We start from the raw sequence: 24,932 nt of genomic DNA on the forward strand, positions 1-24,932 counted from the left end.
TCATTACCCATGGGTTACCCCGTCACGGGGGAGGTCAGACAGTCTCTCGACAGCACCCTGGCCAGCGCCTCCACGACGTCCGGAGCGTAGTCCCCCGCGGTGCCCAGGCGCAGCTCCTCGAGCGCGGTCAATGGCCCGCCGGGTCCGGCGTCCCGCGTCTTCTCCTCGTACGCGTTCACCGCCCGCACGATCCGCGCGGCCAGCGGCTGCTCCCGGCAGGGGTCCGCCTGCCGCTCCACGACCACCGCGACGGCCGCGTCCACGCCCGTCTGCCGTACGACGGCCCCGCCGAGCAGGGCGATGCGGCGCTGTTCGGCGAGGGGCAGGCCGGCGGTCGCGCCCGCGGGGACCGGGTCGACGAGGCTCAGCTGGCCGATGTCGTGCATGAGGGCCGCGTACTCCAGGACGGTGAGCTCGGGCCGGGACATCCCCAGGTCCCGGCCGACCTCGCGGCTGAGCGCGGCGACCCTGCGGGCGTGCCCGGCCGGTGTGTACCCGGCTATCTCGGTGGCGCGGGCGAGGGAGGCGATGGTCTGCCGGTAGGTGGAGCGGACGGCGGCGTACCGGCGGACGGAGAGCTGGGTGAGCAGCAGCGGCACCGAGAAGACGGGCAGCGCCCACAGTCCCGCGACGGCGACCGCGAGTGCCATCACGGCCCCGGTGGCGACGACGGCGGACCCGATGCCGAGCAGGGCCCGCAGCTCGTCCCTGAGCAGCGGGCCGAAGGGCCAGCGGGCGCGGGAGTGCGCGAGGGCGGCCGCGAGCACGGCGTCGCACAGCGCGGTGAGCGAGAGCAGGGCGAGCAGGAGCAGGGCGTAGGCGGGGCCGCTCCAGTGCGTGAACGTCCCCTGGTTGTAGAGGGGTTGGAAGCACACGGCGGCGAACCCGACGGTGAGCACACGGCGGGCGAGCTGGTCGGCGGTGGGGCCCTGTCCGCGTCCGACGTGCGGCACGCTGCCGGCCAGGGAGGCGGCGAGGACCACGGTCACCACCTGGGCGGCGCCGTGATGGGTGGGCGCGCCGGCGCTCTCGCCGAGCAGGGCGTAGGACAGGGCCCCGGCGGCGCCGAGCGGCGCGGCCTCCCTGACGTGGGGGCCGCCGCGCCGGTTGAGCTCACCGACGGTGATGAGCACCCCGAAGGCGAGTGCGGTGCCGCGCTCCTCGAGGCCGGTCCACAGGACGTAGGAGAGGGAGCCGAGGGCGAGGAGGGCGGCGGAGGTGTGGACGAGGGTGAGGAGCGGCGGCCGGCGGAGCGTCCCGGGCGCGCTCACCGTCGTACCCCCGGCCGCCCCGCGGTGGTCGGCCGGGGACGCGGCACACCGGCCTCGTCCACCTCACCCGCCTCGTCCACCTCACCCGCCTCGTCCGCCGTGACCGCCGGATGCCAGCCGTGCCGGGACAGGGCGCGGACGAGGGCCGTCACCATCCGCGGGTCGAACTGGCTGCCCGCGCACCGCTCCAGCTCCTCCAGCGCGGCGCCGACGGGCCGGGCCCGCCGGTAGGAGCGGGTGGAGGTCATCGCGTCGAAGGCGTCGGCCACGGCCACCACCCGTGCCGACTCCGGGATCTGGCCCCCGATCAGTCCGTACGGGTACCCGCTGCCGTCCAGCCGCTCATGGTGGTGCAGTACCGCGGCCCGGGCCTCCCCGAGGAAGGAGATGCCCCGCACCATCTCGTGTCCGTACTCGGGATGCAGCTCGATGACCCGCCGCTCCTCCGGCGTCAGCGGCCCGTCCTTCCTGAGCAGCCGCGTCGGCACCCCGAGCTTGCCCACGTCGTGCAGGATCCCGGCGAACCGCAGCACCTCGGTCCTGGCGTCGTCCATGCCGAGCTCCCGCGCGATCATCATCGACGCCTGTCCGACCCGCTCGCTGTGCCCGCGCGTGTACTCGTCCTTGATGTCGACGGCCTGCACCAGCGCCCGGATGGTGGCCTGGTGGGCGGCGCGCTCCCGGTGGTACTGCGCGAACACCCACCACGACACGCACATCGGCAGCAGCACGAGCATCGCGGCGACGGGACCGTAGGGACTGCGCCACAGCACGGCCATCATGAGCCCGGCCAGCCCGTGCACGGCGACGGGGGCGAGGGAGCGGAGGAACAGGCCGCGCCAGGCCCGCCGTACGGGAATCCTCTCGGCGAGCGCCAGGATCCCCCCGTCCAGCAGGCTCAGCACCAGGCAGAAGACGAGCACCGCGAGGCCGGCCGGGACCAGGGCGTACGGGAAGTCGGCGGCCACGACCGCGTCCCGGCCGCCCAGCGCCCCGTGTACCCGCGCGGCCGTCCACACGCTCACCGCGAGCTGCGCGGCCCGCCAGATCCGGCGGAGGCCGCGCGGGCGCCGCTCGGCCGGGGACAGCAGCGCCCCCGGCAGCCCCACGAGGGCGGCGGCCGGGGGCGGGAGCAGAAAGGCGCCGGCGAGCAGGACGGGGTAGAAGGTGCCCGCGAACCGCCACCGGGTGGCCGCCTGCTCGCATCCGGCATACACCGCGGCGAGCAGGGCAAGCGCCCACCAGGGAGCGTGGACGGCCGGCAGCGGCAGCAGACAGAGCAGTGCGGCTACGGCGACACAGGCGACGTACGCACGCGCACGTGCCGGCACCGCCTCCATGTCGCCCCTCCAGCCCAGTCCGCACAGCTGCGAGGAGCCTAGGACGGCGAGGGGAGGCGGCGCAGGGTGATCACCCGCCGATTAGCACGTTCGAGTGATGCGAGCGCGTTCTCTGAGCGGGGGTTCAGGATTCCTGGGGCGAGGCCGTCACATCGTGGTCCGGCACGGCCTGCCCGGAGCGGATCAGGTCGAGCCGCCCCAGGACCTTGGCGCGCAGGTCGATGGGCACGTCGTCATGACCGCAGCACCGCTTGACGAGCTTCTTCACGGCCGCTTCGAGGCCGTACTTCTCCAGACACGGCGAGCACTCGTTGAAGTGCTGCTTGAACTTGGCGCGATCGGCGTCCGGCATCTCACTGTCGAGGAACTCGTAGAGATGGTCGAGTACCTCACTGCAGTCCGTCTCGTGCGGCTCTCCGCAGCTCATGAGCCCGAGCCTTTCGCTTCGTTCGACTCGCCGGCACCGGCCGGCACGAGCCCGCGCTCACGCGCGTAGTCCTCCAGCATGCCGCGCAGTTGACGGCGTCCGCGGTGCAGGCGGGACATCACCGTACCGATGGGTGTCCCCATGATGTCCGCGATCTCCTTGTACGCAAAGCCCTCTACGTCAGCGAGGTAGACGGCGATGCGGAATTCCTCGGGGATCGCCTGGAGCGCTTCCTTCACGTCCGAGTCGGGCAGGTGGTCGAGCGCCTGCGACTCGGCGGAGCGCAGACCGGTCGACATGTGCGACTCGGCACGCGCGAGCTGCCAGTCCTCGATCTCCTCGGCCGCGGAGCGCTGGGGTTCGCGCTGCTTCTTGCGGTACGAGTTGATGAACGTGTTGGTGAGGATCCGGTACAGCCACGCCTTGAGGTTGGTCCCCTCACGGAACTGGTGGAAGGACGCGTACGCCTTGGCGTACGTCTCCTGCACCAGGTCTTCGGCGTCGGCCGGGTTGCGCGTCATGCGCAGCGCGGCCGAGTACATCTGGTCGAGGAATTCGAGCGCGTCCCGCTCGAAGCGCGCGGTGCGCTCCGCAGTGGACTCCGTGCTCGCGCCCTGGCCCTCGGGCTGCTCCGCCTGGCCGTTGTCGGTCCCTGCGTCGATCCCAGTGACCGGACCCACCTCCTCAAGATTCCGGGCAGCACCGAAACCGGTGCCACCGGAATTGGAGGATAGACGACTACCCGTCCCGGCCGCCCCCCGAATAGGGGTGGTCTTGGCCGCATGCAGCACCGTCCAGTCCAGGTCAGCACGGCTGCTTCGGCTCGGGCAGAAGGTCGAACCCATGCGGCGGACTTCCTCTCTACGACGGTCCGCGCTGTGTCTTCAGCGCTTCTGTCCGGCTCAACAGAGGTCCGCGGCTCAGCATTCCCGGGCTTTCACCCCAGTGACCCGGCCCACTTCACCACCGCGTCCGTGATGACCGTCACGGCCTCGTCCTGGGTGATCGGCGCGCGCTTCGGCACGGCGAAGCCGTGATCGCCGCAGGGCACCTCGACCAGTTCGAAGGATCCGGCCGGGAACTCCTGCGGCTTCCCGAAGGGGTCGTTGCCGCCCTGGACGACCAGGGTGGGCACCCCGGATCCGAGCAGCTCGTCGGCGCGGGACTTCTCCGGCTTGCCGGGCGGGTGCAGCGGGAAGCTCAGGGCGAGGACCGCGGCGGCGCCCAGCTCCACGGCCGTACGGCAGGCGACGCGGGCCCCCGCGCTGCGGCCGCCGGAGACCACCGGCAGGCCGGGCCGCGCGAGAGCGGGCCAGAGGCCCCGCCATCCCGCGTCCAGCGTCTTCGGCGCGGGCGCGAGCTTCTTGCCGGCCACCCGCCAGGGCTGCTCGACCAGGGCGACCGTCACGTTGTGCCGGGGAAGCACCGCGGCGAGTGCCTGGAGGTCCCGCGCCTCGATACCGCCGCCGGCGCCATGACTGACGGCCAGCACGAGCCGTGGCCGCTTCGCCGGGTGCCAGGTGACGCGGGCGTCCCCGGTCCCGGTGGTGATCGTCTCGGTGCTGATGATCTCGGTCTTCACACCTGAAGGCTAGAAGAGGGTGGCCTCTTCCGGCCCGTCCAGTTCCTTCAGCAGCTCCGGCCCGTTGTTGCGGACGTTGCTGACGGCGGTGGAGACCGGGTAGGCGCGCATGAGCCCCTCGGGCGGGGCGGCCAGCAGGGAGCGCAGGTCCTCCAGGTCCGTGCGGGACGGGTCGAGCCAGGTGTCCCAGCGGTCCGGGGTCAGCATCAGCGGCATCCGGGGGTGGATGTCGGCGAGGGAGCGCGGGCCGTCGGCCGGGGAGACGGCGAGCGGGCCGGTCTCCGCCTCGGTGGTGATCACGGAGCAGGTCGCCCACCAGGCCTGCGGATGGTCGTCGGGCAGGGTCTTGTCCCGCCAGAACTCGTACAGCCCGGCCATCGCGAACACCGAACCGTCGGCGGGCAGCACGAAGTAGGGCTGCTTGCGCGGCCGCTTCTTCCTGCCCTCCACCTCCAGCTCCCGCTCGCCGGACCCGGTGACCCACTCGTAGTAGCCGTCGGCGGGGATGATGCAGCGGCGGGTGGCGAAGGCCCTCTTGTACGACGGCTTCTCGTGCACGGTCTCCGCGCGCGCGTTGATCATCCGGGCCGCGCCCTCGGGCGTCTTCGACCAGCTCGGGACCAGGCCCCACCTGAGCTTCCGCAGCTGCCGAACCGGACGCGGGTCCTCGACGTCCTTGAGAGGGCGGTCCAGGACGGCGTAGACCTCCTTGGTCGGGGCCACGTTGTAGTCGGGCTCCAGGGTCTCCTCGGGCTCCCTCCCCCAGAGGCTCGACTCCGCTCGCCCTGGGGGGACCCCCATCTCGATCTCAAAGACTCCTGCGAGATCCTCGGGGCCACGACTGGCTGCATACCGTCCGCACATACGTGCCACACTGCCAGACTCCGTACGACGAGAGGGAGCCACCGGGAGACATGGACACCAGCACAGCGACCTCTCTGTGGGACGAGCTCATCGGCACCCAGCCCGACCCCGACCTGTGGGTGGTGCTGGCCACCATGGCGGCGGCGCTCGTCATAGTGGTCCCCCATACGCTGTGGCGGCTCTCGCGCAACGCCATCACCATCGCCCACGAGGGCGGCCACGGTCTGGTCGCCCTGCTGACCGGACGTCAGCTCACCGGCATACGACTGCACTCCGACACCAGCGGGCTCACGGTCAGCCGGGGCAAGCCGCACGGCATCGGCATGATCCTCACTGCGGCGGCCGGTTACACCGCTCCCCCGCTGCTCGGCCTGGGCGGCGCCGCCCTGCTCGCCGCGGGCCGCATCACCCTGCTGCTGTGGGCGGCGACGGCCCTGCTGGTGGCGATGCTGGTGATGATCCGCAACGCGTACGGGGCGCTGACGGTGGTGCTCACCGGCGGCACCTTCGTGGTGGTGTCCTGGCTCGCCGGACCCCAGGTGCAGGCGGCGTTCGCGTACGCGGTGGTCTGGTTCCTGCTCCTTGGCGGGGTGCGTCCCGCTTTCGAGCTACAGGCGAAGCGGGCGAGGGGCGGGGCGGGCGACTCGGACGCGGACCAGTTGTCCCGGCTGACGCACGTCCCGGCGGGCCTGTGGCTGTTCCTGTTCCACGCGGTGAGCCTGTGCTCGCTGATAGGCGGTGGCAGGTGGATGTTGGAGGTGTGATCGGGGGGCGCGACCAGCCACGACGGCGCAGCACCCGACACCCGGCCCCCTACTAAAGTGAACCCATGGCTTCGAACCCCTCAGACACCGCCCTCTGGCCCGCCCCCCACGCGAGCGCAGCCGTCGACGCGACGGTCCACGTACCGGGGTCGAAGTCAGTCACCAACCGAGCGCTCGTGCTGGCGGCCCTCGCCAGCGAGCCGGGCTGGCTGCGCCGTCCCCTCCGCTCCCGCGACACCCTCCTCATGGCGGCCGCTCTGCGTGAGATGGGCGTGGGCATCGAGGAGGGGGTCGGCCCCGACGGCACCGGCGAGACCTGGCGCGTCCTGCCGGCAGGCCTGCGCGGCCCCGCCACGGTGGACGTCGGCAACGCGGGCACGGTCATGCGCTTCCTCCCGCCCGTCGCCGCCCTCGCCGACGGCGAGATCCGCTTCGACGGCGACCCGAGGGCGTACGAACGCCCTCTGCACGGTGTGATCGACGCCCTGCGCGTCCTCGGCGCGCGGATCGACGACGACGGGCGCGGCGCGCTGCCGCTCACGGTGCACGGCGGGGGCGCCCTGGACGGCGGGCCTGTCGAGATCGACGCGTCCTCGTCGTCGCAGTTCGTGTCGGCGCTCCTGCTGTCCGGTCCGCGCTTCAACCAGGGCGTCGAGGTCCGGCACGTGGGCTCGGCGCTGCCGTCGATGCCGCACATCCGGATGACCGTGGACATGCTGCGCGCGGTGGGCGCCCAGGTGGACACCCCGGAGGCGGGCGGCGAGCCGAACGTCTGGCGGGTCACGCCGGGTGCCCTGCTGGGCCGCGACCTCACCATCGAGCCCGACCTCTCCAACGCCCAGCCGTTCCTGGCGGCGGCCCTGGTGACCGGCGGCAGGGTCGTCATCCCGGACTGGCCGGCCCGCACCACCCAGCCGGGTGACCAACTGCGCGAGATCTTCACCGAGATGGGCGGTTCCTGCGAACTCACCGAGTACGGCCTGGTGTTCACCGGTTCGGGTGCCGTCCACGGCATCGATGTCGACCTCGGCGAGGTCGGCGAGCTGACCCCGGGCATCGCGGCCGTGGCGGCCCTCGCGGACTCCCCCTCCACCCTGCGCGGGGTGGCCCATCTGCGCCTGCACGAGACGGACCGGCTGGCCGCGCTCACCAAGGAGATCAACGAGCTCGGCGGTGACGTCACCGAGACCGCCGACGGCCTGCACATCCGCCCCCGCCCCCTGCACGGCGGGATCTTCCACACCTACGAGGACCACCGGATGGCCACGGCGGGCGCGATCATCGGCCTCGCGGTCGAGGGAGTGCAGATCGAGAACGTCGCGACGACGGCCAAGACCCTGCCGGACTTCCCGGACCTGTGGAGCGGGATGCTCGGGAGCCGGAAGGCGTAGGGGACCCACCGCCATGCGCCGCTACGGCAAGCACACCGACGAGGACGACATCCGCAGCCGCCCCAACCGCAAGGGCAACCGGCCGCGCACCCACATCCGGCCCAAGCACGAGGACGCCTCCTGGGGCATGGTCCTCACCGTCGACCGGGGCCGCCTGACCGTCCTCGTCGACGACCGGATCGTGATGGCGATGAAGGCCCGCGAACTGGGCCGCAAGGCGGCGATCGTCGGCGACCGGGTGGCCCTCGTAGGCGACCTGTCCGGCCAGAAGGACACCCTCGCGCGGATCGTCCGCATCGAGGAGCGCACCTCGGTCCTGCGCCGTACGGCCGACGACGACGACCCCTACGAGCGAGTGGTCGTCGCCAACGCCGACCAGCTCGCCATCGTCACGGCCCTCGCCGACCCGGAGCCCCGCCCCCGCCTCATCGACCGCTGCCTGGTGGCGGCCTTCGACGGCGGCCTCACCCCGCTGCTGGTCATGACGAAGTCGGACCTGGCCCCGCCGGACAAACTCCTGGAGCTCTACGGCGACCTGGACATCCCGTACGTCGTCACCAGCCGCGAGGAGCTGGAGAACGGCACCGCGGTGGCCCGGGTGCGCGAGCAGCTCGACGGCAAGATCACGGCGTTCGTCGGCCACTCGGGCGTCGGCAAGACGACCCTGGTCAACGCCCTGGTCCCGGAGGACCGCAGGCGCCTGACCGGCCATGTGAACGCGGTGACCGGACGCGGCCGGCACACCACGACGTCGGCGCTGGCGCTTCCGCTGGCGGGCGACGACGGCTGGGTGATCGACACGCCGGGCCTTCGGTCGTTCGGGCTGCACCACGTCGATCCGTCCCGGGTGATCCAGGCGTTCCCCGACCTGGAGCCCGGCACCGAGAACTGTCCGCGCGCGTGCAGTCACGACGAGCCGGACTGCGCACTGGACGCCTGGGTGGCCGAGGGCCACGCCGATCCGGCCCGGCTGTACTCCCTGCGGCGGCTGCTCTCGACGCGGGAGCGCACGGAGGGCGACTGAGGAAGAGCGCCGGAGGGGACTGACCTCCGCGTTGTTTGGGTGTACGCGAGTTCGGTAAGTGCATACTCGCACCGAGCCGGACATACGGCCGGACATACGGGAGGACAGCACATGGCGTGGCTGCTGGTGGTGGTGGCCGGGTTGCTGGAGACCGGTTTCGCCGTGTGTCTGAAGCTCTCCCACGGTTTCACCCGCTTGTGGCCCACGATCGCGTTCTGCATCTTCGCGCTCGGCAGTTTCGGCCTGCTGACCCTGTCCCTGAGGAAGCTGGACGTCGGCCCCGCCTACGCGGTGTGGACCGGCATCGGCGCGGCGGGCACCGCGATCTACGGGATGGTCTTCCTCGACGACCTGGTGTCCACGCTGAAGATCGTCTCGATCAGCCTGGTGATCATCGGGGTGATCGGACTCCAGCTGTCGGGCTCGCAGCACTAGGCACGTTCACACCGGCTGCCGGTACAGCGCGCTCCGCACCAGGTCCGCGACCCCGCCCTCACCCGGCGGGGCGGCCACGCAGGACAGCGCGAGCCGGACGGCGAGTTCGCAGGAGCGGGCGAGCTCGGGGACGTCCGACTTGTGCACGCCGGGCCCGGCCAGGACGGACACGGCACGGTCGCGCACCAGTGCCACGAACTCGCCGGGCGAGGGCAGCGGCCCGTCGGCCCGGCGCTGGGCCGGTACGGCGGAGGAGGAGGGCACCGCCGTGAGCGTCGGCGAGGGCAGCCGCTCGCTCCAGCAACCGGTGAGCATGGCCCGCACGAGCGCGTTCTCCCGGGCGGAGACGGTGGTCCACTCGGCGGTCGCGGTCAGCCGGTCCCGGGCGTCGCCGTGCGTGGTGAGCGCCCGGTCGACGCCGACGAGATACCCGTCGGCCTCTCGTCTCACCAGCGCGCGGGCCAGCCCTTCCTTGCTCCCGAACTCGTTGTACAGCGTCTGCCGGGACACTCCGGCGGTCGCCGCGACATCCACCATCCTCACGGCGGACCACGGCCGGCGCGCCAATGCCGCATAAGCGGCATCCAGCAGCGATTCCCGCGCAGCAGGCATCATCGCCTCCCAGGGAGCAGGCAGCTCTGCGCCCAGATTTGACGCGTGCGGGGGCACTGTCAAGGGTTCGCGGGGGCATGCGCCCGCTCATGGCGGGCGCGGGGGGATCGCACGGCCGGCCCTCACCGGGCGCCCGCGTCCGGGATACGACCCGCTGCGGCAGTCCTTCGCACTGTCCACACTGCGGCCCTGGTAGCCCCGTACACGCACCCCCGGATACGGTTCCCCACATGCCGGACTACCTCGACGACCTCCGCCTCGCCCACGTCCTCGCGGACGCGGCCGACGCGACCACCATGGACCGCTTCAAGGCACTGGACCTCAAGGTCGAGACAAAGCCGGACATGACCCCGGTCAGTGAGGCGGACAAGGCGGCGGAAGAACTCATCCGCGGCCACCTCAAGCGCGCCCGTCCCCGCGACGCCATCCTCGGTGAGGAGTACGGCATCGAGGGCACCGGCCCGCGCCGCTGGGTCATCGACCCGATCGACGGCACCAAGAACTACGTACGGGGCGTTCCCGTCTGGGCGACCCTGATCTCCCTCATGGAGGCGGCGGAGGGCGGCTACCAGCCCGTCGTCGGTGTGGTCTCCGCCCCGGCGCTGGGCCGCCGCTGGTGGGCCGCGAAGGGCAACGGCGCCTTCAGCGGCCGTAGCCTCACCTCCGCCTCCCGCCTGCACGTCTCCAAGGTCGGCAAGCTCTCCGACGCCTCCTTCGCCTACTCCTCCCTCACGGGGTGGGAGGACCAGGGCCGCCTGGGCGGTTTCCTGGACCTGACCCGCGAGGTGTGGCGCACGCGCGCGTACGGCGACTTCTGGCCCTACATGATGGTCGCCGAGGGCTCGATCGACCTCTGCGCGGAACCGGAGCTGTCCCTCTGGGACATGGCCGCGAACGCGATCGTCGTCACGGAGGCCGGCGGCACCTTCACCGGCCTCGACGGCCGCCCCGGCCCGCACAGCGGCAACGCGGCCGCCTCCAACGGCCTGCTGCACGACGAGTTCCTGGGTTACCTCAACGAGCGCTACTAGCGGCGCGGAGCGCGTCCGGGAAGCACATGTGAGCGCGCACGCCCTCAATCGGCGGCGCGCGCCCTCTTGTTGACCCCCGCTTTACCTGCGACTCTGAGAGGACCCTCATTTGTGAACTTGTGAACCAATGAACCAATCCATTGGTTCCCAGGAGGTGACTGCGAACCCATGCTCGTCCGCGACGCCATGAGCACGGTGGTCCTCACCATCGGCCCCGCCCACACACTCCGCCAGGCCGCCGCCCTGATGTCCGCCCGCCGGGTGGGCGCGGCCGTGGTCCTCGATCCCGACGGCACCGGCACCGGCATCCTCACCGAGCGCGACATCCTCAACTCCGTAGGACTGGGCCAGAGCCCGGACACGGAGTACGCCCACGCCCACACCACCACCGACGTCGTCTTCGCCACACCGGCCTGGACCCTGGAGGAGGCCGCACAGGCGATGGCCCACGGCGGCTTCCGGCACCTGATCGTCCTGGACCACGGCGAGCCCGCCGGCATCGTCTCGGTCCGCGACATCATCCGCTGCTGGGCTCCGGACCGGCAGCGCGTACCGGCCCGCTCCTGATCTGGACTTAATCCAAGTCCAGTGCCCATCCAAACTCACACCCATTCGGATTCTGGTCCGCAGCTGTTAGGCTGGGACGCATGAGCGACCTTTTGGAACGACTGCGCGGCCGCGGATGGCGGATGACCGCGCAGCGGCGCGTCGTGGCCGAGGTCCTCGACGGCGAACACGTCCACCTGACGGCCGACGAGGTCCACGCGCGCGCCGTGGCCAAGCTGCCCGAGATCTCCCGGGCCACCGTCTACAACACGCTGGGTGAGCTGGTCTCGCTCGGCGAGGTGCTCGAAGTCGCCACCGACAAGCGCGCCAAGCGGTACGACCCGAACGCCCACATGCCGCACCACCACCTGGTGTGCGCCCAGTGCGGCGCCATCCGGGACGTGCACCCCACGGGCAACCCGATGGCGGACCTCCCCGACTCGGAGCGCTTCGGCTTCACCGTCTCGGACGTCGAGGTGACGTACCGGGGCCTGTGCCCCAACTGCGCGGCGGCTTAACGACCTTCACCGAAGCCCCGGCCTCCCTGGTGGATGCCGGGGCTTCGTGGCGTCCATGGGGTCCTTGAAATCTGACGGGCCGCCATATCGCTGTGCGGCCACCGGGTCCTTGCCGACGAAAACACCGAGGGCCGGAACCCTTTCGGATTCCGGCCCTCGGCCTTCAGTAGCGGGGACAGGATTTGAACCTGCGACCTCTGGGTTATGAGCCCAGCGAGCTACCGAGCTGCTCCACCCCGCGGCGATGAATGCAACGTTACGTGAAGGGGGAGGCCAGAGGCAAATCGGTTGTCCAGGCAGCGCCCGTCCAGGAGCCGCTAGGCCGACAGTTCCTCGTGCAACGCGTCCCGCAGCCGCGCCGCCCGCTTCGACACCTCGGCAGGCCCCAGCGCCACCGCCCGATCGGCCCACCGCTGGCCTTCCGCCAGCTCGCCCCGACGCGCGTAGACCAGGGCCAGCCGCAACGCCGCCCGCCCATGCCCCGCGTCGGCGGCCCGGGCCCACCACACGGCGGCCTCCGGCTCGCTCCCCTCCCGGGCGAGCAGCAGTCCCAGGTTGAACGCCCCGTTTCGGGATCCCGCCTCGGCGGCCTCCCGGTACCACCGGGCCGCCTCCACGACGTCACCCCGGGCGGCGGCGAGCATGCCCACCCGCACCTGCGCGCGGCGGTGCCCCTGGGAGGCCGCCCGCTCGTACCACTCCTCGCACTCGCTCTTCTCCTCGTGCACCGGCTCCCCGAGCGAGTGCTCGGGCGCCGGCGGCCGCCGGGCGTCCAGCACGGTCGCCAGCCGGTACGCGGCCTCCGCGCTGCCGCCCCCCGCGGCACACCGCAGGTGCCGCTCGGCCCCGGCCTCGTCCCCGTCCCGCAGCCGGGCGATGCCCACCTGGAGCGCTGCCTCGGTGTGCCCGGCGGCGGCGGCACGCTCGTACCAGCGCAGGGCGACGGCCTCCTCGCCCCGCCCGGCGAACAGGATGCCGAGGTTGAACGCGGCGTCCACGCTCCCGGCCTCCGCGGCCTTGGAGAACCACGGCTCCGCGCCGGCCGTGTCGCCGCCCTGGAGCAGCAGGATGGCGAGCGCGTTGGCCGCCTCCCGGTGCCCCGCGTACGCGGCCCGCCGGTACCACTGCTCGGCCTGCGCGGTCCGCCCCTGCTCGGCGCAGAGCAGCCCGAGGTTGTACGCGCCGTTGTCGTCACCGGCGTCCATCGCCGCCCGGTACCAGCGCTCGGCGGTCTGGGACTCGCCGCGCTCGGCGTGCAGGGCGCCCAGCGCGTTGGCCGCGTTGCCGTCCCCGTCCTGGGCGGCGCGCAGCCACCACACGGCGGCGCTCTCGGTGTCTCCGGCGTCCCGCAGCAGGAAGCCGAGGGCGCAGGCGGCCCGCGCCTCCCCGTCCTTGGCGGAGGTCAGGTACCAGCGTCCGGCCTCCTTGAGCGCACCGCGCCGCTCCAGGATCGCCCCGAGGTGCAGTGCCGCCCGCCGGTGCCCGCGCGCGGCGGCCTGCCGGTACCACTGCTCGGCCTCGGCCCCGGCGCCGTGGTCCTCCCCGACGTCCCCCTCGGGCACCAGCCGGCGGTCGAGCGTCCGGGCCAGCCGGTAGGCCGCCTCCCGGTGCCCCCGCTCGGCGGCGATCCGCATCCACTGCTCGGCACCGGCGTCCCCGCGGTGCTCCAGCAGGTCGGCGAGCGCGTAGGCGCCCAGTGCGTGTCCCTGCTCGGCGGACTGGCGCAGCCAGTACTCGGCGGCGGGCTCGTCGCCGCGCTCACGGTGGTGGCGGCCGAGCGCGTGTGCGGCCGCCGCGGACCCGGCGACGGCGGCGATCCGCCACCAGCCGGCCGCGTCGTCGGGGTAGCCGCGCTGGTGCAGCAGGACCCCGAGGTTGTTGGCGGCGGCCCGGTCGCCGGCGGCGGTGGCGGCACGCAGATGGGGTTCGGCTCCGTCGAGGTCGCCGCGGCGCAGCAGGAGGGCGCCGAGGACGCTCATCGCCTCGACGTCACCGGCCTCCGCGGCCAGGCGCTGCCGTGCCTCCTCGGCAGCCTCCCCGGTCTCGTCCCGGTCCATGGGCTGCGACAAGTCGCCCGTCGACTCCGAAAAATCGGCAGGCTGCACAAAACGCCCTGTCTCCAACAGAGTTGCCTTGTCCCCCATAACGTCCATCGTCGCACCACCTGCAACCTGGGTACACCTGGTATACCGCAGCCAGTGAGGTCACTTCAGCGTTTTGTCGACATGCCCACAGAACGACAAGTGAAACACAGTTCCCCCCAACTGCCGCCGGGGGCACGGCCGTCACTTCTCCGGCACATGCGTTCGCACATCACGAAGGCCCGGATCCTGAAAGGATCCGGGCCTTCGATTGCAGTAGCGGGGACAGGATTTGAACCTGCGACCTCTGGGTTATGAGCCCAGCGAGCTACCGAGCTGCTCCACCCCGCGCCGTTGTGTTCCCACCGTATCACGGCGCGGGGGTGGGCAGGTGACCAGCGGCTGATCAGCCGCTGGGGCTGCTGCTCGGACTACCGCTGGGCTTGGCGCCGGTGCTGCTCCTGGGAGTCGGACTGCTGCTGGGCTTGGCGCTGGTGCCGCCGCCCTTGTCCGCCGCGGCCTGCGCGTCCTCGGCCCGCTTGAGCGCGTCCTCGAGATCCGCCTGGGCCCGGCCGTACGCCTCCCAGTCGCCCTTCTTGAGGGCTTCCTGGCCGGCGTCGAAGGCCTTCTGGGCGTCGTCCAGCGCCTGTTGGACCGTCGGGTTGCCGGAGGCCGGCGGCGGCTTGGTGGTCCCGCCGTCGTCGTCCGGTGGCGGGGGGGGCGAACCGTCCGCCCCGAACACCTTGTTCAGGGCCTCGTCGAGGGTGTCCTCGAAGGCGGTGTTGCCGCCGTAGGTGACCAACACCTTCCGCAGCAGCGGGTACTTGAGTCCACCACCGCGTACGTAGACCGGCTCCACGTAGAGCAGTCCTCCGTCGAGCGGCACCGTCAGGAGATTGCCGTACTCCACATTGGAGTCGCCTCTGTTGAGGAGGCTGATGGTCTCGGCGATGTCCTGTTCGGAGTTGAACTGGCTCTGCACCTGTTTGGGCCCGTTGACCGTGGTGTTGGTCGGCAGTTTCAGGATTCTGATCTTGCCGTAGTCACCGCTGCCGGCCTCGGCGTCGACCGACATGAACGCACTGAGGTTGTCCCGGCCGTTGGGCGTGAACGTCGTCGTGAGCGAGAACGCCTGTGCCGACTGGTCGGGCATCTTCATGCTCAGGTAGTACGGCGGGACCGCGTCGCCCGACTTGTTGGTCGGGTCGTCCGGCACCTGCCAGACCTCGCTGCCGCTGAGGAAGGTGTCCGCGTCCTCGACGTGGTAGCGGGCCAGCAGCTCACGCTGGACCTTGAACAGGTCCTGCGGGTACCGCAGATGGGCCATCAGGTCGGTGGAGATGTCCTTCTTGGACTCCACCGTGCCCGGGAACGCCTTCATCCAGGTCTTGAGGACCGGGTCCTTGGTGTCCCACTGGTAGAGCTTGACCTGGCCGGTGTACGCGTCGACGGTCGCCTTCACCGAGTTGCGGATGTAGTTGACCTGGTTCTGCTGGGCCACCACCGCGCGCTGGTTGTTCGTCGCGGTCAGCGAGTCGGCCGTGGTGTCACCGAGGGTCGTACGCGAGGAGTACGGATAGCCGTTCGTCGTCGTGTACGCGTCGACGATCCACTGGATCCTGCCGTTGACCACCGCCGGATAGGCGTCGCCGTCGATGGTCAGCCAGGGGGCGACCGCCTCGACGCGCTGCTTGGGGGTGCGGTTGTACAGGATCCGCGAGCCCTCGCCGATCGCTCCGGAGTAGAGGATCTGCGGCTCGCTGAACGCCACCGCGTACGCGGCCCGGTTGACCGGGCTGGAGAGGTTGACCCCGCTCTTGGCCTCGTAGCTGTAGGTCTTCTCACCGGAGTCGTCGGAGTAGTCGATCTCCTTCTGGGGACCGCCGACGATCGAGTACGTGGTGGTCTTCTCGCCGTAGTAGACGCGCTGCTGGTACGTCCCGAGGTCACCCTGCGAGGGCAGGTTGGACTCGGTGAAGACCGGGCGGCCCTCGGCGTCGGCCTCGGTGCCCTTCGCGGCCACCACGCCGTAGCCATGGGTGTAGCGGAAGTGGTCGTTGATCCAGTTGTTCTTCGGGATGCCGGCGAGGTTCAGCTCGCGCAGCCCGATGACCGTGTCCTGATCCTTGCCGTCCTTGCTGTAACGGTCGACGTCCAGGTTGGTCGGGAACGCGTAGTAGTTCCGCATCTGCTGGAGCTGCTGGAACGTCGGCGAGACCACGTTGGGGTCCACGACCCGGATGCTCGCCGTGGCGTCGACGTCGTCGCGCAGCTTGGTCTTGTCCGTGGTGGTGGACTTGCCGTCGTACTCCTTCACGGAGGCGTCGTCGATGCCGTAGGCCTCACGCGTCGCCTTGAGGTTCTTCTCGACGTACGGCGCTTCCTTGGCCTGCTCGTTCGGCTGGACCTGGAACTTCTGGACGATCGCGGGGTAGAGCCCGCCGATGAGGATCGCCGAGAGCACCATCAGGCCGAAGCCGATCACGGGCAGCTGCCAGGTGCGCCGCCACAGGGTGGCGAAGAACAGCAGCGCGCAGATGACGGCGATGCAGAACAGGATGGTCTTGGCCGGCAGATAGGCGTTCGCGTCGACGTACCTGAGGCCCGTCCAGCTGTCGGTCGCCTTGAAGTCGCTGGACTTGACCGCGAGGCCGTAGCGGTCGAGCCAGTACGCGACCGCCTTCAGGGCGACGAAGACGCCGAGCAGCACCGAGAGGTGGCCGGTCGCCGCGGCCGTGGCCCGCGCGCCCGGGGAGGTGACCCGCAGACCGCCGTACAGGTAGTGGGTGAGCGCGGCGGCGATCACCGAGAGGATCGCGGCGGCGAAGCCGAAGCCGAGCAGGAACCGGTACCAGGGCAGGTCGAAGGTGTAGAAGGAGATGTCGAGGTGGAACTGGGGGTCCTTCTGGCCGAAGGACACGCCGTTGACCCACATCAGCCAGACCCGCCACTGGCCGGCCGCCGAGGCGCCGGCGATCAGGCCCACCAGGGAGACGATCCCGAGCAGCAGCCACTTCTTGTACGGCGCGATGCCCATGCGGTAGCGGTCGAGGTTCTGCTGCTCCATCGACATGGCGCTCAGCGGCGGGCGCAGCCGGTGGGCCAGCCAGATGTTGAAGCCGACCGCGAGGGCCATCAGCACGCCGAAGACGAAGAACAGCCCGATCTTGGTCCACAGGGTGGTGGTGAACACCGACGAGTAGTTCACCGAGCGGTACCAGAGCCAGTCCGTCCAGAAGCCGGCGAACATGGTGAACGCCATGCCGAGGACGGCAAGGACGCCCAGCGTCATGAGCAGGGTCCTGGCACGCCGGGACGGGCGGCCCACTCTCATCCGCGGCCCCGTGGGGCCTCCGCCGCGGTCCGGCATCTGGAAAGCCAAGGTGCGCACCTCGAAGTTCGCTGTCGATCCGTCAGGCCCCCGTGTTCGCGAGCCCCTCCGTGGCCCCCGTGATCGCGGGCCCACACCTATGCAACTTACTCACCGTTTACTCGGTTCCCGATTCCGGTGACTAACGAGGCAGGATTGTGACCATGTCCAACACTCCCATGGCGGCGAGCCCGCTCACCCGGGCCGTTCTCGAGATCGACGAGTACGCCTCCGGCCTCGGCTGGGACCAGCCCGCCCGCCTGTTCGCCCTCGTAGACACCGCCCGGCTGCGAGCCCAGGAACCCGTTCTCGCGAGCCAGCTCGGCCTGGAGGACGCGCAGGAGTCCTCGGGCCTGACCCCCATCGAGCAGGACGAGATCCCCGCGGGCAAGGCGCTCGACGAGTTCCTCGGCACCATCGCCTGGCCCGACGCGGTCGTCGGCTGCGCGCTCACCGTGGAGCGCCTGATGCTGCCGCCGTCCGCCGAGGCGTCCGTGCCGCAGGGGCTGAGCGAGGCCAAGCTGGCGAAGTGGGTCGCCGAGCACCCGGACCGCCAGGAGGTCCGGATGACGGTCGCGGTCCTGCGCGACGGCACCCGCGACTCGGCCCTGCGCCTGCGCGAGAAGGACTCCCCCACGGAGGTCCTCACGGGCCGCGACCTGGTCCCCGGCCTGGCGGAGGCCCTGTCGGCGACGTTCGCGGACTGAGGCCTTCCGCTTCTTCGAGGCCTTCGAGCTCTTCCGGTACGACGACGGGGGCGCCCTCGGTGTGAGGGGCGCCCCCGTCGTCATACGCGCGCGTGCCGGTCAGCCCTTGGCCGTGCACTTCGGCAGGTCGGACGTCCTGCCCTCGCGGAGGTCCTTGAGCGCGCCGAGGGCGTCGTCGATGGTCTTCACCTTGACCAGGGTGAGTCCGCTCGGGGTGTCCTTGGCGGCGGCCGCGCAGTTGTCGGCGGGGGTCAGGAAGTACTGGGCGCCCTTGTCGCGCGCGCCGACCGTCTTCATCTCGATGCCGCCGATCGGGCCGACCTTGCCGTCGTCGTCGATGGTGCCGGTGCCGGCGACGAACTTGCCGCCGGTCAGGCTGCCCGGGGTGAGCTTGTCGTAGATGCCGAGCGCGAACATCAGACCGGCGCTCGGGCCGCCGACGTCGGCGAGCTTGATGTCGACGGTGAACGGGAAGGTGTGGTCGGTCCCGGCGGCGATCCCGACGATGGCCCGCTTCTCGCCCTGGTCGTCGGACGCCTTGGTCGTGATCGTGACCTTCTCGGTCTTGGTGGCCGTTCTGTGCGCCTTCTCGGCGGCGGCCTGCTCCTTCGCGGGCACGATCGTGAACACGACGTCCTCGCCGGGCTTGTGCTTGGTCACCAGCTTGGCGACGTCGTCCGGCGCCTTCACCGTCGTACCGTCGACGGCCTTGATCACGTCACCGGCGTGCAGCCGGCCCTCGGCCGGGGAGTCCTTGACGACGGTGGAGACGATCACCCAGGACTGCACCGGGACGTCCAGCTCCTTCAGGGCGGCGACCTTGGCGCTCTCCTGGGACTGGCTGAACTCCTCGGCGTTCTCCTGGGTCGACTGCTCCTCCGTCTTGCCGTCCGGGTAGAGCGTGTCGTGCGGGACGATCTTGTAGTCGTGCGCGAGCCAGCCGTAGACGGCCTCGACGAGGTTCATCCTGAAGTCGGCGCTGGTGACCCGGACGGTGGTCATGTTCAGGTGACCGCTCGTCGGATACGTCTTGCGCCCGGAGATCTGCAGCACCGGCTCGCCGCCGTGGTCCCCGAGGGTGTTCACCGTGGGGCCCGGTGACATCTCGGCGTAGGGGACGTTGATGAAAACTCCCGCGCACAGGAGCGCGATCAGCATCAGGGTGGAGGCGAGCATCGTCGCGGTGCGGCGTGGCATGGCACGACAGTACGGGACGTGTCTGTCAGACCATCGTCAGGGCGCCGCTGTCGGATGATGGTCAGGGCGCCGTCGGAGGTCTCAGGTGCCGGAGTGGGACTTCTCCATGGCGGCGCGGAAACGGGCGTACCCGTCGAGCTCGGGGCCGTCGCTGCGGATCTTCCGGGTGCGGTTGGCCCAACTGCCCCACAGCCCGGCGGCGACCGCGGCCACAAACGGAATCAACAACCAGACGAGCGCCCCCATGCCGACCTCCCGACCCCACACCGAGCAACCGCGAAACTGACTGATCAGCAGATTAACCATCCGCACTGACAACGCTCACGCCAGGGGTGCGGTTACGCAACCGGAGAGGTGAAGGAAGGGTTCAGCAGGCACCGACCCATTCCTCCGTGCCGTCAGAAAACGTCTGGTGCTTCCAGATCGGCACCTCGTGCTTGAGATCGTCGATCAGCTTCCGGCAGGCCTCGAAGGCCTCTCCGCGGTGCGGGCAGGACACGGCGACGACGACGGCGAGGTCCCCCACTGAGAGATCCCCGACCCGGTGCACGGCGGCGAGCGCCCGCACCGGGAACGTGGCGACGACCTTCTCGGCGACGCGCCGCATCTCGGCCTCGGCACTGGGATGGCAGGAGTACCCGAGCTTGTCGACGTCGGCACCCCCGTCGTGATTCCGCACGGTCCCGACGAACAGCGCGGTCCCCCCGGCGGCGTCGTCCCCGACCGCGCGGAAGACCTCGTCGAGGGAGAGGGGGGTGTCCCGGATGGCGAGGAGCTTGACGGGATCCTGCGCTGCCTGTTCGCCGGGATGGTCGTTGGTGGGTGCCATGCCTCCATCGTGCCGCAAGTCCGAGACTACGCGGAATGGAACCATCACCTGGCACACGCGTGTGCGCATTTGGAGACTCGTACAGTGAGGCGCCCCCGAGGGGCGCGGGGAACTGCGCGACAAGCCACAACGAACCCGCACCCGCCGACAACCCTGAAGCGGCACCCCCCGACGCGCACCGCTCAGATCCTCCGCCGCGCCTTCCGAGCCCGCCGCACGACAGCCGCCGCGCCCAGCAGCGCGACCGTCGCTCCCGCCGCCCCCGCCGCCGTCGCGTCCTTGCGCCCGAGCCGCCGCCCGGCGACCGTGTGCCGCCCGGCGACCTCCTCCAGCAGCTCCGCGAGGACCTCCTCGTTGGTCCACCGCGGCCGCCACCCGGCGTCATGGAGCCGGCTCCCGCTCACCACCCAGGGGTACATCGTGTAGGCGAGGTCCCCCGCGGGGGACGGCGTCAGCCCGATGCGGTGCAGCCGGGCCGCGGCCCCGAGCGCGACCGCCGACGGCAGCTCCATCCGGCGGATCCCGCTGAGCTCCTCGATCTCCTCCTGCTCCAGCCAGCCGTCACAGCCGACGGCGAGTTCCCCGTCGACCTTCTCCAGGACGGCGTACTCCAGAGCGCTGCACAGGTCCTCGACATGGCAGAACTGCCAGGCCGGCCGGGACCCGGCCACGACCAGGAGCCGCGGCGACTCGAAGTACCGGGTCAGGGCGGTGTCGGTGCCGCCGCCCACCAGTACGGCGGGGCGCACCACGGTGACATTGAGCCCGGGGTGCGCCCGAGGGGCCCGCCGCGCGAGCCGTTCGACCTCCAGCAGGTCCCCGACGCCGGTCGCCTCCGCGGTGGCCCGCAGCTCGGCGTCCTCGGACAGGGGCAGCTCGTTGTCCGGCAGCGCCCCGTAGACCATGGCGGAGGTGCACAGCACGACCCGGTGGACGCCCGCGGCCGCCGCGGCCGTCAGCACGGTCTGCGTCCCGCGCACGTTGTAGGCCGTACGCGCCGCGGGGTCGGTCTCCAGATCGAGGTCGAGCGCCAGATGCACCACGACGTCGGCACCGCGCAGTTTCTCCGCGATGGCCGGATCGCGGACGTCCAGGATGTGCCACTGCGCCTCGGCGCACTCGCCGCGCCGCTCGTCGAGCGCGATGACCTGCTTGATCTCCTCGGAGGCGGCCAGCCGCTCGGTGAGCAGCGCGCCGATGCCGGACGCGGCACCGGTGACCGCGACGACTGGCCCGCGCGCGGCAGGATTGGTTGACTGGTTTCGCGCTGCGCGAACCTGCGGATCAGGGGAACTCACCGGGCGTCTCCAGCGGTTGTCTTCAGTAGGAACGCGAGTGACGCGTACGTACCAGGTGGCATCCATCCTGCCGCAGGCGGAGAGTCGGCGGAGCACCGAGGCCCTGACGGCCGTCGGTGTCTACGCTGGGGGGTGTTATCGGGCAGCCGCGCCGCCGGAGGCAACCGGTGGCCTTACCAGCCGAGGAATCCCGTGAGTGACACCCCATTCGGATTCGGCCTTCCGCCGGAGGAGCCGGACGACGGCGACGAGGGCAAGAAGAAGGACCAGGAGAGCGGTGGTGGTCAGGGACCGGCCAACCCGTTCGGTTTCGGCGGTCTGCCCGGAGCCGGCGGCTTCGGCGGCCCCGGTGGCCCTGGTGCCGACAATCCGCTCGCAGCCATGTTCGGATCGCTGAACCCCACCGACCTGGGCGCCGCCTTCCAGCAGCTGGGCCAGATGCTCTCGTACGAGGGCGGCCCGGTGAACTGGGACATGGCCAAGCAGATCGCCCGCCAGACGGTCTCCCAGGGGACCTCCGACGGCACCAAGGACGCCAGCATCGGTCCCGCCGAGCGCACCGCGGTCGAGGAGGCCGTACGCCTGGCGGACCTGTGGCTCGACGACGCCACGTCGCTGCCGTCGGGCGCGGGCTCCGCGGTGGCGTGGTCCCGAGCGGAGTGGGTCGAGGCGACCCTGCCCGCGTGGAAGGAGCTCGTGGACCCGGTCGCCGAGCGGGTCGGCACCGCGATGGGTGACGTCCTGCCGGAGGAGATGCAGGCCATGGCGGGCCCGCTGATCGGCATGATGCGCTCGATGGGCGGCGCGATGTTCGGCACCCAGATCGGGCAGGCCGTCGGCGTGCTCGCGGGCGAGGTCGTCGGCTCCACCGACATCGGTCTGCCGCTGGGCCCGGCCGGCAAGGCCGCGCTGCTGCCGGCGAACATCGACGCCTTCGGCAAGGACCTGGGCGTGCCCAAGGACGAGGTGCGGCTGTATCTCGCCCTGCGCGAGGCCGCCCACCAGCGCCTCTTCGCGCACGTGCCGTGGCTGCGCTCGCACCTGTACGGCGCGGTCGACGGGTACGCGCGCGGGATCAAGGTCGACACCGCCAAGCTGGAGGACGTGGTCGGCCAGTTCGACCCGCAGAACCCCGAGCAGCTGCAGGACGCCCTCCAGCAGGGCATGTTCCAGCCGGAGGACACCCCGGAGCAGAAGGCGGCCCTGGCCCGCCTGGAGACGGCCCTGGCACTGGTGGAGGGCTGGGTGGACGCCGTGGTCCACGCGGCCGCGAAGCCGCGCCTGTCGTCCGCCGACGCGCTGCGCGAGACCCTGCGCCGCCGGCGCGCCTCGGGCGGCCCGGCCGAACAGACCTTCGCCACGCTGATCGGCCTCGAGCTGCGCCCGCGCCGCCTGCGTGACGCCTCCCGCCTGTGGGCCTCGCTCACCGACGCGCGCGGTGTCGACGGCCGGGACGGCCTGTGGGCCCACCCGGACATGCTGCCGACCGCCTCCGACCTGGACGACCCGGACGGCTTCGTGCACCGCGAGCAGCTGGACTTCTCCGAGCTGGACAAGATGCTCGGCGAGGCGGCGGACAAGCCGGACCTCAAGAAGAAGGACGACGACTCCGAGTGAGCCTCCATGACGACGCTGCCCTGGTCCTCAAGGGATACGAGGACCAGGCAGATCTTCGCCAGGACTACCTGGACCATCTCGCGGCGCATCCGGACGGTGTGTGGAAGGCCTGCGAGGCGGGACACATCACGGCGAGTGCCCTGGTGATCGACCCGTCACGCGGGCAGGTCCTGCTCACCCTCCACAAGAAGTTGCGGATGTGGCTCCAGATGGGCGGCCACTGCGAGCCCGCCGACTCCTCCCTGGAGGCGGCGGCTCTGCGCGAGGCGACCGAGGAGTCGGGCATCGCGGGCCTGACCCTGCTGCCCGGCGGTCCGGTGCGCCTTGACCGGCACCCGATCCCGCCGCCGTGCAACTGCCACTTCGACGTCCAGTACGCGGCGCTCGCTCCGTCCGGGGCGGTCGAGGCGATCAGCGACGAGTCACTGGACGTCCGGTGGTTCGCCTACGACCAGGTGGCGGATGTCGCCGACGAGTCCGTCGTACGGCTGCTGGAAGCGACCCGCGCGAGGCTCTGAGCACCTGTGCAGAGGGCGTGTGCGAGGGGCGCCCCGCAATAGTGGACGCCCCTTACGCCATGCCGACGCCATGCCTAGCTGTTGCTGCCGCCCAGCGAGTTGCCGCGCATGCCGAACTGGCCGAGCACCCCGCCGTTGCGCATGCCCTGCGGCGGCAGCAGTTCGCTGGGCTGGACCAGGACGTGGCCCGTGCCGCCGAAGTGCATCTCCCAGCCCTCGCCGGTGGTGCCCCGGCGGCGCCACACGCCGGAGGTGGAGGTGGGTGCCTGGAGCTGGGTGCGCAGGGACGTGGACCAGGCGATGACGGCGTCGGAGTCGACGCAGACGTTCTTGTCCGGTCCCACCTCGAGGACCAGCGGCTCGCCGGAGGTCATCAGGACGACCTGTCCGGAGCCGGACAGCTCCAGGTTGTAGGCGCCCGCGGCGGCCACCTCCACGGCACTGTCCACGGCGACGATGCCGACGCCGAGGGAGCCGTCGAAGGCCAGCACGTAGGAGCTGTCGACCGTGATGCCGGAGCCGACCTCCATGATGTGCAGGTGCTGGGCCACGTTGGCCAGGTAGACGATGCCGTTGCCCTTGCAGCGCATGAGGTCGAGGCCCTCGCCGGTCATCCGCTCGACATTGCGCCAGCTGCGGTTGCGGTACTGGCTGTCGAACTCGACCTGCCCCTCGAAGGCCACCATGGCGCCCTGCCGGGCCAGGATCGGGCTGCCGCCCTGGGTGACGTCGGTCTTCAGGAGCTGCGGGTTCTGCAGGGTGTAGCGCCCGGTCGACTCGACCGGGACGTGTGCGAAGAGTGTGCTGTGCATGGTGCCTGGTGCTCCCCTCAGCCCCGGATCTTGAATCGGTCGCCGGTGTCCTCGCTCGGCTGGACGACCACGAAGCCCTGCCCCTTGAAGCCGATCTGGAAGGCCTCGCCGCTGCCGCGGCCGATGAGGGCGCTCGCCTTGATGGTGCGGCGGGCCTTCATCTCCAGACCGGTCGTCCACGCCACGAGGGCGTCCGGGTCGACGTATGTCTCGCGCTCGGCGCAGTCCAGGGCCATCGGGATGCCCCGGCTGACCAGGGCGACCCAGCCGGTGCCCTTGATGACCAGGTTGGTGAGGCCTGAGCCGGAGAGCTTGGCGAGGCCCTTGACCGGTTCGATGGCCAGTTCCAGCGAGGCGTCGCAGGCCAGCAGGGTGGCGCCGTTGACCGACAGGGCCTCGCCGTTCAGGTGCATGACGAGGATGTCGCCGCCGTAGTCGGCCAGGTACAGGTCGCCGTCGCCGCGGGCCAGCATCAGCTTGCCGCCCTCACCGGTGACCATCTCCTCCGCCGAGCGGCGCAGGCTCGCGGGTGCCCCGTCGAACTGCACATAGCCGTCGTAGGCGATCATCGAGCCGGCCTTGGCGATCAGGTCCTGCCCGGTGACCATGGTGACCTTGAGCGTCTTGGAGCTGTGCACAGTCATCCGGACGCCGGTCGCGGCGGCGCGGTGCGCACTCAGAGTCTGGGAGTCCATGGC

General features: G+C 71.1%; 25 protein-coding genes and 2 tRNA genes. 10 read left to right on the top strand and 17 right to left on the bottom strand.

Going from position 1 to position 24,932, the window contains the following annotated elements; genetic code table 11:
- Window positions 1–14: 14 nt before the first annotated feature.
- From ACFYZ8_RS12025 to ACFYZ8_RS12050, 6 genes are all read right to left on the bottom strand, one after another.
- Window positions 15–1,271: an HD-GYP domain-containing protein gene (locus tag ACFYZ8_RS12025; protein WP_388534664.1), complete on the bottom strand. Its 1,257-nt coding sequence runs from the start codon at window positions 1,269–1,271 to the stop codon at window positions 15–17.
- The gene (locus ACFYZ8_RS12030; protein ID WP_388534667.1) at window positions 1,268–2,611 is read right to left on the bottom strand and encodes an HD-GYP domain-containing protein; all 1,344 of its coding nucleotides are present in this window, start codon (window positions 2,609–2,611) and stop codon (window positions 1,268–1,270) included. The genes ACFYZ8_RS12025 and ACFYZ8_RS12030 overlap by 4 nt, the downstream gene beginning before the upstream one ends.
- A gap of 124 nt (window positions 2,612–2,735) precedes the next feature.
- Window positions 2,736–3,038 (bottom strand): mycothiol system anti-sigma-R factor, encoded by a 303-nt coding sequence (rsrA, locus tag ACFYZ8_RS12035; protein WP_388534670.1) that lies wholly within the window; start codon window positions 3,036–3,038, stop codon window positions 2,736–2,738.
- Window positions 3,035–3,718 (bottom strand): RNA polymerase sigma factor SigR, encoded by a 684-nt coding sequence (gene sigR / locus ACFYZ8_RS12040; protein WP_007384596.1) that lies wholly within the window; start codon window positions 3,716–3,718, stop codon window positions 3,035–3,037. The genes rsrA and sigR overlap by 4 nt, the downstream gene beginning before the upstream one ends.
- A 257-nt stretch (window positions 3,719–3,975) precedes the next feature.
- Window positions 3,976–4,620, bottom strand: a complete 645-nt coding sequence (locus ACFYZ8_RS12045; protein WP_388534673.1) for an alpha/beta family hydrolase — start codon at window positions 4,618–4,620, stop codon at window positions 3,976–3,978.
- 9 nt (window positions 4,621–4,629) lie between these two features.
- Complete coding sequence (locus ACFYZ8_RS12050; protein WP_388534676.1) at window positions 4,630–5,484, bottom strand: SOS response-associated peptidase; 855 nt, start codon at window positions 5,482–5,484, stop codon at window positions 4,630–4,632.
- Window positions 5,485–5,534: 50 nt separating this feature from the next.
- On the opposite strand from ACFYZ8_RS12050, the gene ACFYZ8_RS12055 reads away from it, so the two are divergent.
- The 4 genes from ACFYZ8_RS12055 (at window position 5,535) to ACFYZ8_RS12070 (ending at window position 9,098) form a co-directional block, all read left to right on the top strand.
- Window positions 5,535–6,248 (top strand): M50 family metallopeptidase, encoded by a 714-nt coding sequence (locus tag ACFYZ8_RS12055; RefSeq protein ID WP_359030265.1) that lies wholly within the window; start codon window positions 5,535–5,537, stop codon window positions 6,246–6,248.
- 65 nt (window positions 6,249–6,313) lie between these two features.
- Complete coding sequence (aroA, locus tag ACFYZ8_RS12060) at window positions 6,314–7,639, top strand: 3-phosphoshikimate 1-carboxyvinyltransferase (protein WP_359030264.1); 1,326 nt, start codon at window positions 6,314–6,316, stop codon at window positions 7,637–7,639.
- A 13-nt stretch (window positions 7,640–7,652) separates the two neighbouring features.
- Window positions 7,653–8,663 (top strand): ribosome small subunit-dependent GTPase A, encoded by a 1,011-nt coding sequence (gene rsgA / locus ACFYZ8_RS12065; RefSeq protein ID WP_359030263.1) that lies wholly within the window; start codon window positions 7,653–7,655, stop codon window positions 8,661–8,663.
- Between the two features lie 111 nt (window positions 8,664–8,774).
- The gene (locus ACFYZ8_RS12070) at window positions 8,775–9,098 is read left to right on the top strand and encodes a multidrug efflux SMR transporter (protein ID WP_359030262.1); all 324 of its coding nucleotides are present in this window, start codon (window positions 8,775–8,777) and stop codon (window positions 9,096–9,098) included.
- A gap of 6 nt (window positions 9,099–9,104) precedes the next feature.
- On the opposite strand, the gene ACFYZ8_RS12075 is transcribed toward ACFYZ8_RS12070, so the two are convergent.
- Window positions 9,105–9,713: a TetR/AcrR family transcriptional regulator gene (locus ACFYZ8_RS12075; RefSeq protein ID WP_359030261.1), complete on the bottom strand. Its 609-nt coding sequence runs from the start codon at window positions 9,711–9,713 to the stop codon at window positions 9,105–9,107.
- Between the two features lie 227 nt (window positions 9,714–9,940).
- Between ACFYZ8_RS12075 and hisN the strand changes: the two genes are divergently transcribed.
- The 3 genes from hisN to ACFYZ8_RS12090 all read left to right on the top strand — a co-directional run bounded on the left by hisN (window position 9,941) and on the right by ACFYZ8_RS12090 (window position 11,805).
- Window positions 9,941–10,741 (top strand): histidinol-phosphatase, encoded by an 801-nt coding sequence (hisN, locus tag ACFYZ8_RS12080; RefSeq protein WP_359030260.1) that lies wholly within the window; start codon window positions 9,941–9,943, stop codon window positions 10,739–10,741.
- 168 nt (window positions 10,742–10,909) lie between these two features.
- Complete coding sequence (locus ACFYZ8_RS12085; RefSeq protein ID WP_388534680.1) at window positions 10,910–11,308, top strand: cyclic nucleotide-binding/CBS domain-containing protein; 399 nt, start codon at window positions 10,910–10,912, stop codon at window positions 11,306–11,308.
- Between the two features lie 80 nt (window positions 11,309–11,388).
- A complete protein-coding gene (locus ACFYZ8_RS12090; protein ID WP_359030258.1) occupies window positions 11,389–11,805 on the top strand; it encodes a Fur family transcriptional regulator in 417 nt (138 codons plus the stop codon).
- Between the two features lie 167 nt (window positions 11,806–11,972).
- Here the strand turns inward: ACFYZ8_RS12090 and ACFYZ8_RS12095 are convergent.
- The 4 genes from ACFYZ8_RS12095 to ACFYZ8_RS12110 all read right to left on the bottom strand — a co-directional run bounded on the left by ACFYZ8_RS12095 (window position 11,973) and on the right by ACFYZ8_RS12110 (window position 17,256).
- Window positions 11,973–12,046, bottom strand: a tRNA-Met gene (locus ACFYZ8_RS12095).
- 76 nt (window positions 12,047–12,122) lie between these two features.
- Complete coding sequence (locus ACFYZ8_RS12100; protein ID WP_359030257.1) at window positions 12,123–13,958, bottom strand: tetratricopeptide repeat protein; 1,836 nt, start codon at window positions 13,956–13,958, stop codon at window positions 12,123–12,125.
- A gap of 205 nt (window positions 13,959–14,163) precedes the next feature.
- Window positions 14,164–14,237, bottom strand: a tRNA-Met gene (locus ACFYZ8_RS12105).
- A gap of 55 nt (window positions 14,238–14,292) precedes the next feature.
- A complete protein-coding gene (locus ACFYZ8_RS12110) occupies window positions 14,293–17,256 on the bottom strand; it encodes a UPF0182 family protein (protein WP_388535069.1) in 2,964 nt (987 codons plus the stop codon).
- A gap of 164 nt (window positions 17,257–17,420) precedes the next feature.
- Between ACFYZ8_RS12110 and ACFYZ8_RS12115 the strand changes: the two genes are divergently transcribed.
- Window positions 17,421–17,963, top strand: a complete 543-nt coding sequence (locus ACFYZ8_RS12115; RefSeq protein WP_359030256.1) for a PPA1309 family protein — start codon at window positions 17,421–17,423, stop codon at window positions 17,961–17,963.
- A 99-nt stretch (window positions 17,964–18,062) separates the two neighbouring features.
- Here the strand turns inward: ACFYZ8_RS12115 and ACFYZ8_RS12120 are convergent, their stop codons facing one another.
- The 4 genes from ACFYZ8_RS12120 to ACFYZ8_RS12135 all read right to left on the bottom strand — a co-directional run bounded on the left by ACFYZ8_RS12120 (window position 18,063) and on the right by ACFYZ8_RS12135 (window position 21,287).
- Window positions 18,063–19,160, bottom strand: a complete 1,098-nt coding sequence (locus tag ACFYZ8_RS12120; RefSeq protein WP_359030255.1) for a PDZ domain-containing protein — start codon at window positions 19,158–19,160, stop codon at window positions 18,063–18,065.
- A gap of 81 nt (window positions 19,161–19,241) precedes the next feature.
- Window positions 19,242–19,406 carry a hypothetical protein gene (locus ACFYZ8_RS12125; protein ID WP_174269232.1) on the bottom strand — a complete coding sequence of 55 codons (165 nt, stop codon included), beginning with the start codon at window positions 19,404–19,406 and terminating at the stop codon, window positions 19,242–19,244.
- A 121-nt stretch (window positions 19,407–19,527) separates the two neighbouring features.
- The gene (locus ACFYZ8_RS12130) at window positions 19,528–19,989 is read right to left on the bottom strand and encodes a molybdenum cofactor biosynthesis protein MoaE (protein WP_388534683.1); all 462 of its coding nucleotides are present in this window, start codon (window positions 19,987–19,989) and stop codon (window positions 19,528–19,530) included.
- A gap of 182 nt (window positions 19,990–20,171) precedes the next feature.
- Window positions 20,172–21,287, bottom strand: a complete 1,116-nt coding sequence (locus ACFYZ8_RS12135) for an SDR family oxidoreductase (protein ID WP_359030253.1) — start codon at window positions 21,285–21,287, stop codon at window positions 20,172–20,174.
- Window positions 21,288–21,479: 192 nt separating this feature from the next.
- Here ACFYZ8_RS12135 and ACFYZ8_RS12140 point away from each other — a divergent pair, with 192 nt between their 5' ends.
- A complete protein-coding gene (locus ACFYZ8_RS12140) occupies window positions 21,480–22,904 on the top strand; it encodes a zinc-dependent metalloprotease (RefSeq protein WP_388534686.1) in 1,425 nt (474 codons plus the stop codon).
- Entirely contained in the window at window positions 22,901–23,422 is a 522-nt protein-coding gene (locus tag ACFYZ8_RS12145) for an NUDIX hydrolase (RefSeq protein WP_359030251.1), read from the top strand. Before ACFYZ8_RS12140 ends, ACFYZ8_RS12145 begins: the two co-directional genes overlap by 4 nt.
- A gap of 74 nt (window positions 23,423–23,496) precedes the next feature.
- Here ACFYZ8_RS12145 and ACFYZ8_RS12150 read toward each other — a convergent pair whose 3' ends face one another.
- Together ACFYZ8_RS12150 and ACFYZ8_RS12155 are read right to left on the bottom strand one after the other, a co-directional pair.
- On the bottom strand, window positions 23,497–24,234 hold the full coding sequence (locus ACFYZ8_RS12150; protein ID WP_359030250.1) for an AIM24 family protein: 738 nt from the start codon (window positions 24,232–24,234) through the stop codon (window positions 23,497–23,499).
- A 17-nt stretch (window positions 24,235–24,251) separates the two neighbouring features.
- On the bottom strand, window positions 24,252–24,929 hold the full coding sequence (locus ACFYZ8_RS12155) for an AIM24 family protein (protein ID WP_359030249.1): 678 nt from the start codon (window positions 24,927–24,929) through the stop codon (window positions 24,252–24,254).
- Between the last annotated feature and the right edge of the window lie 3 nt (window positions 24,930–24,932).

The sequence above is a fragment of the Streptomyces sp. NPDC001668 genome (assembly GCF_042893155.1).
Lineage (GTDB): Bacteria > Actinomycetota > Actinomycetes > Streptomycetales > Streptomycetaceae > Streptomyces.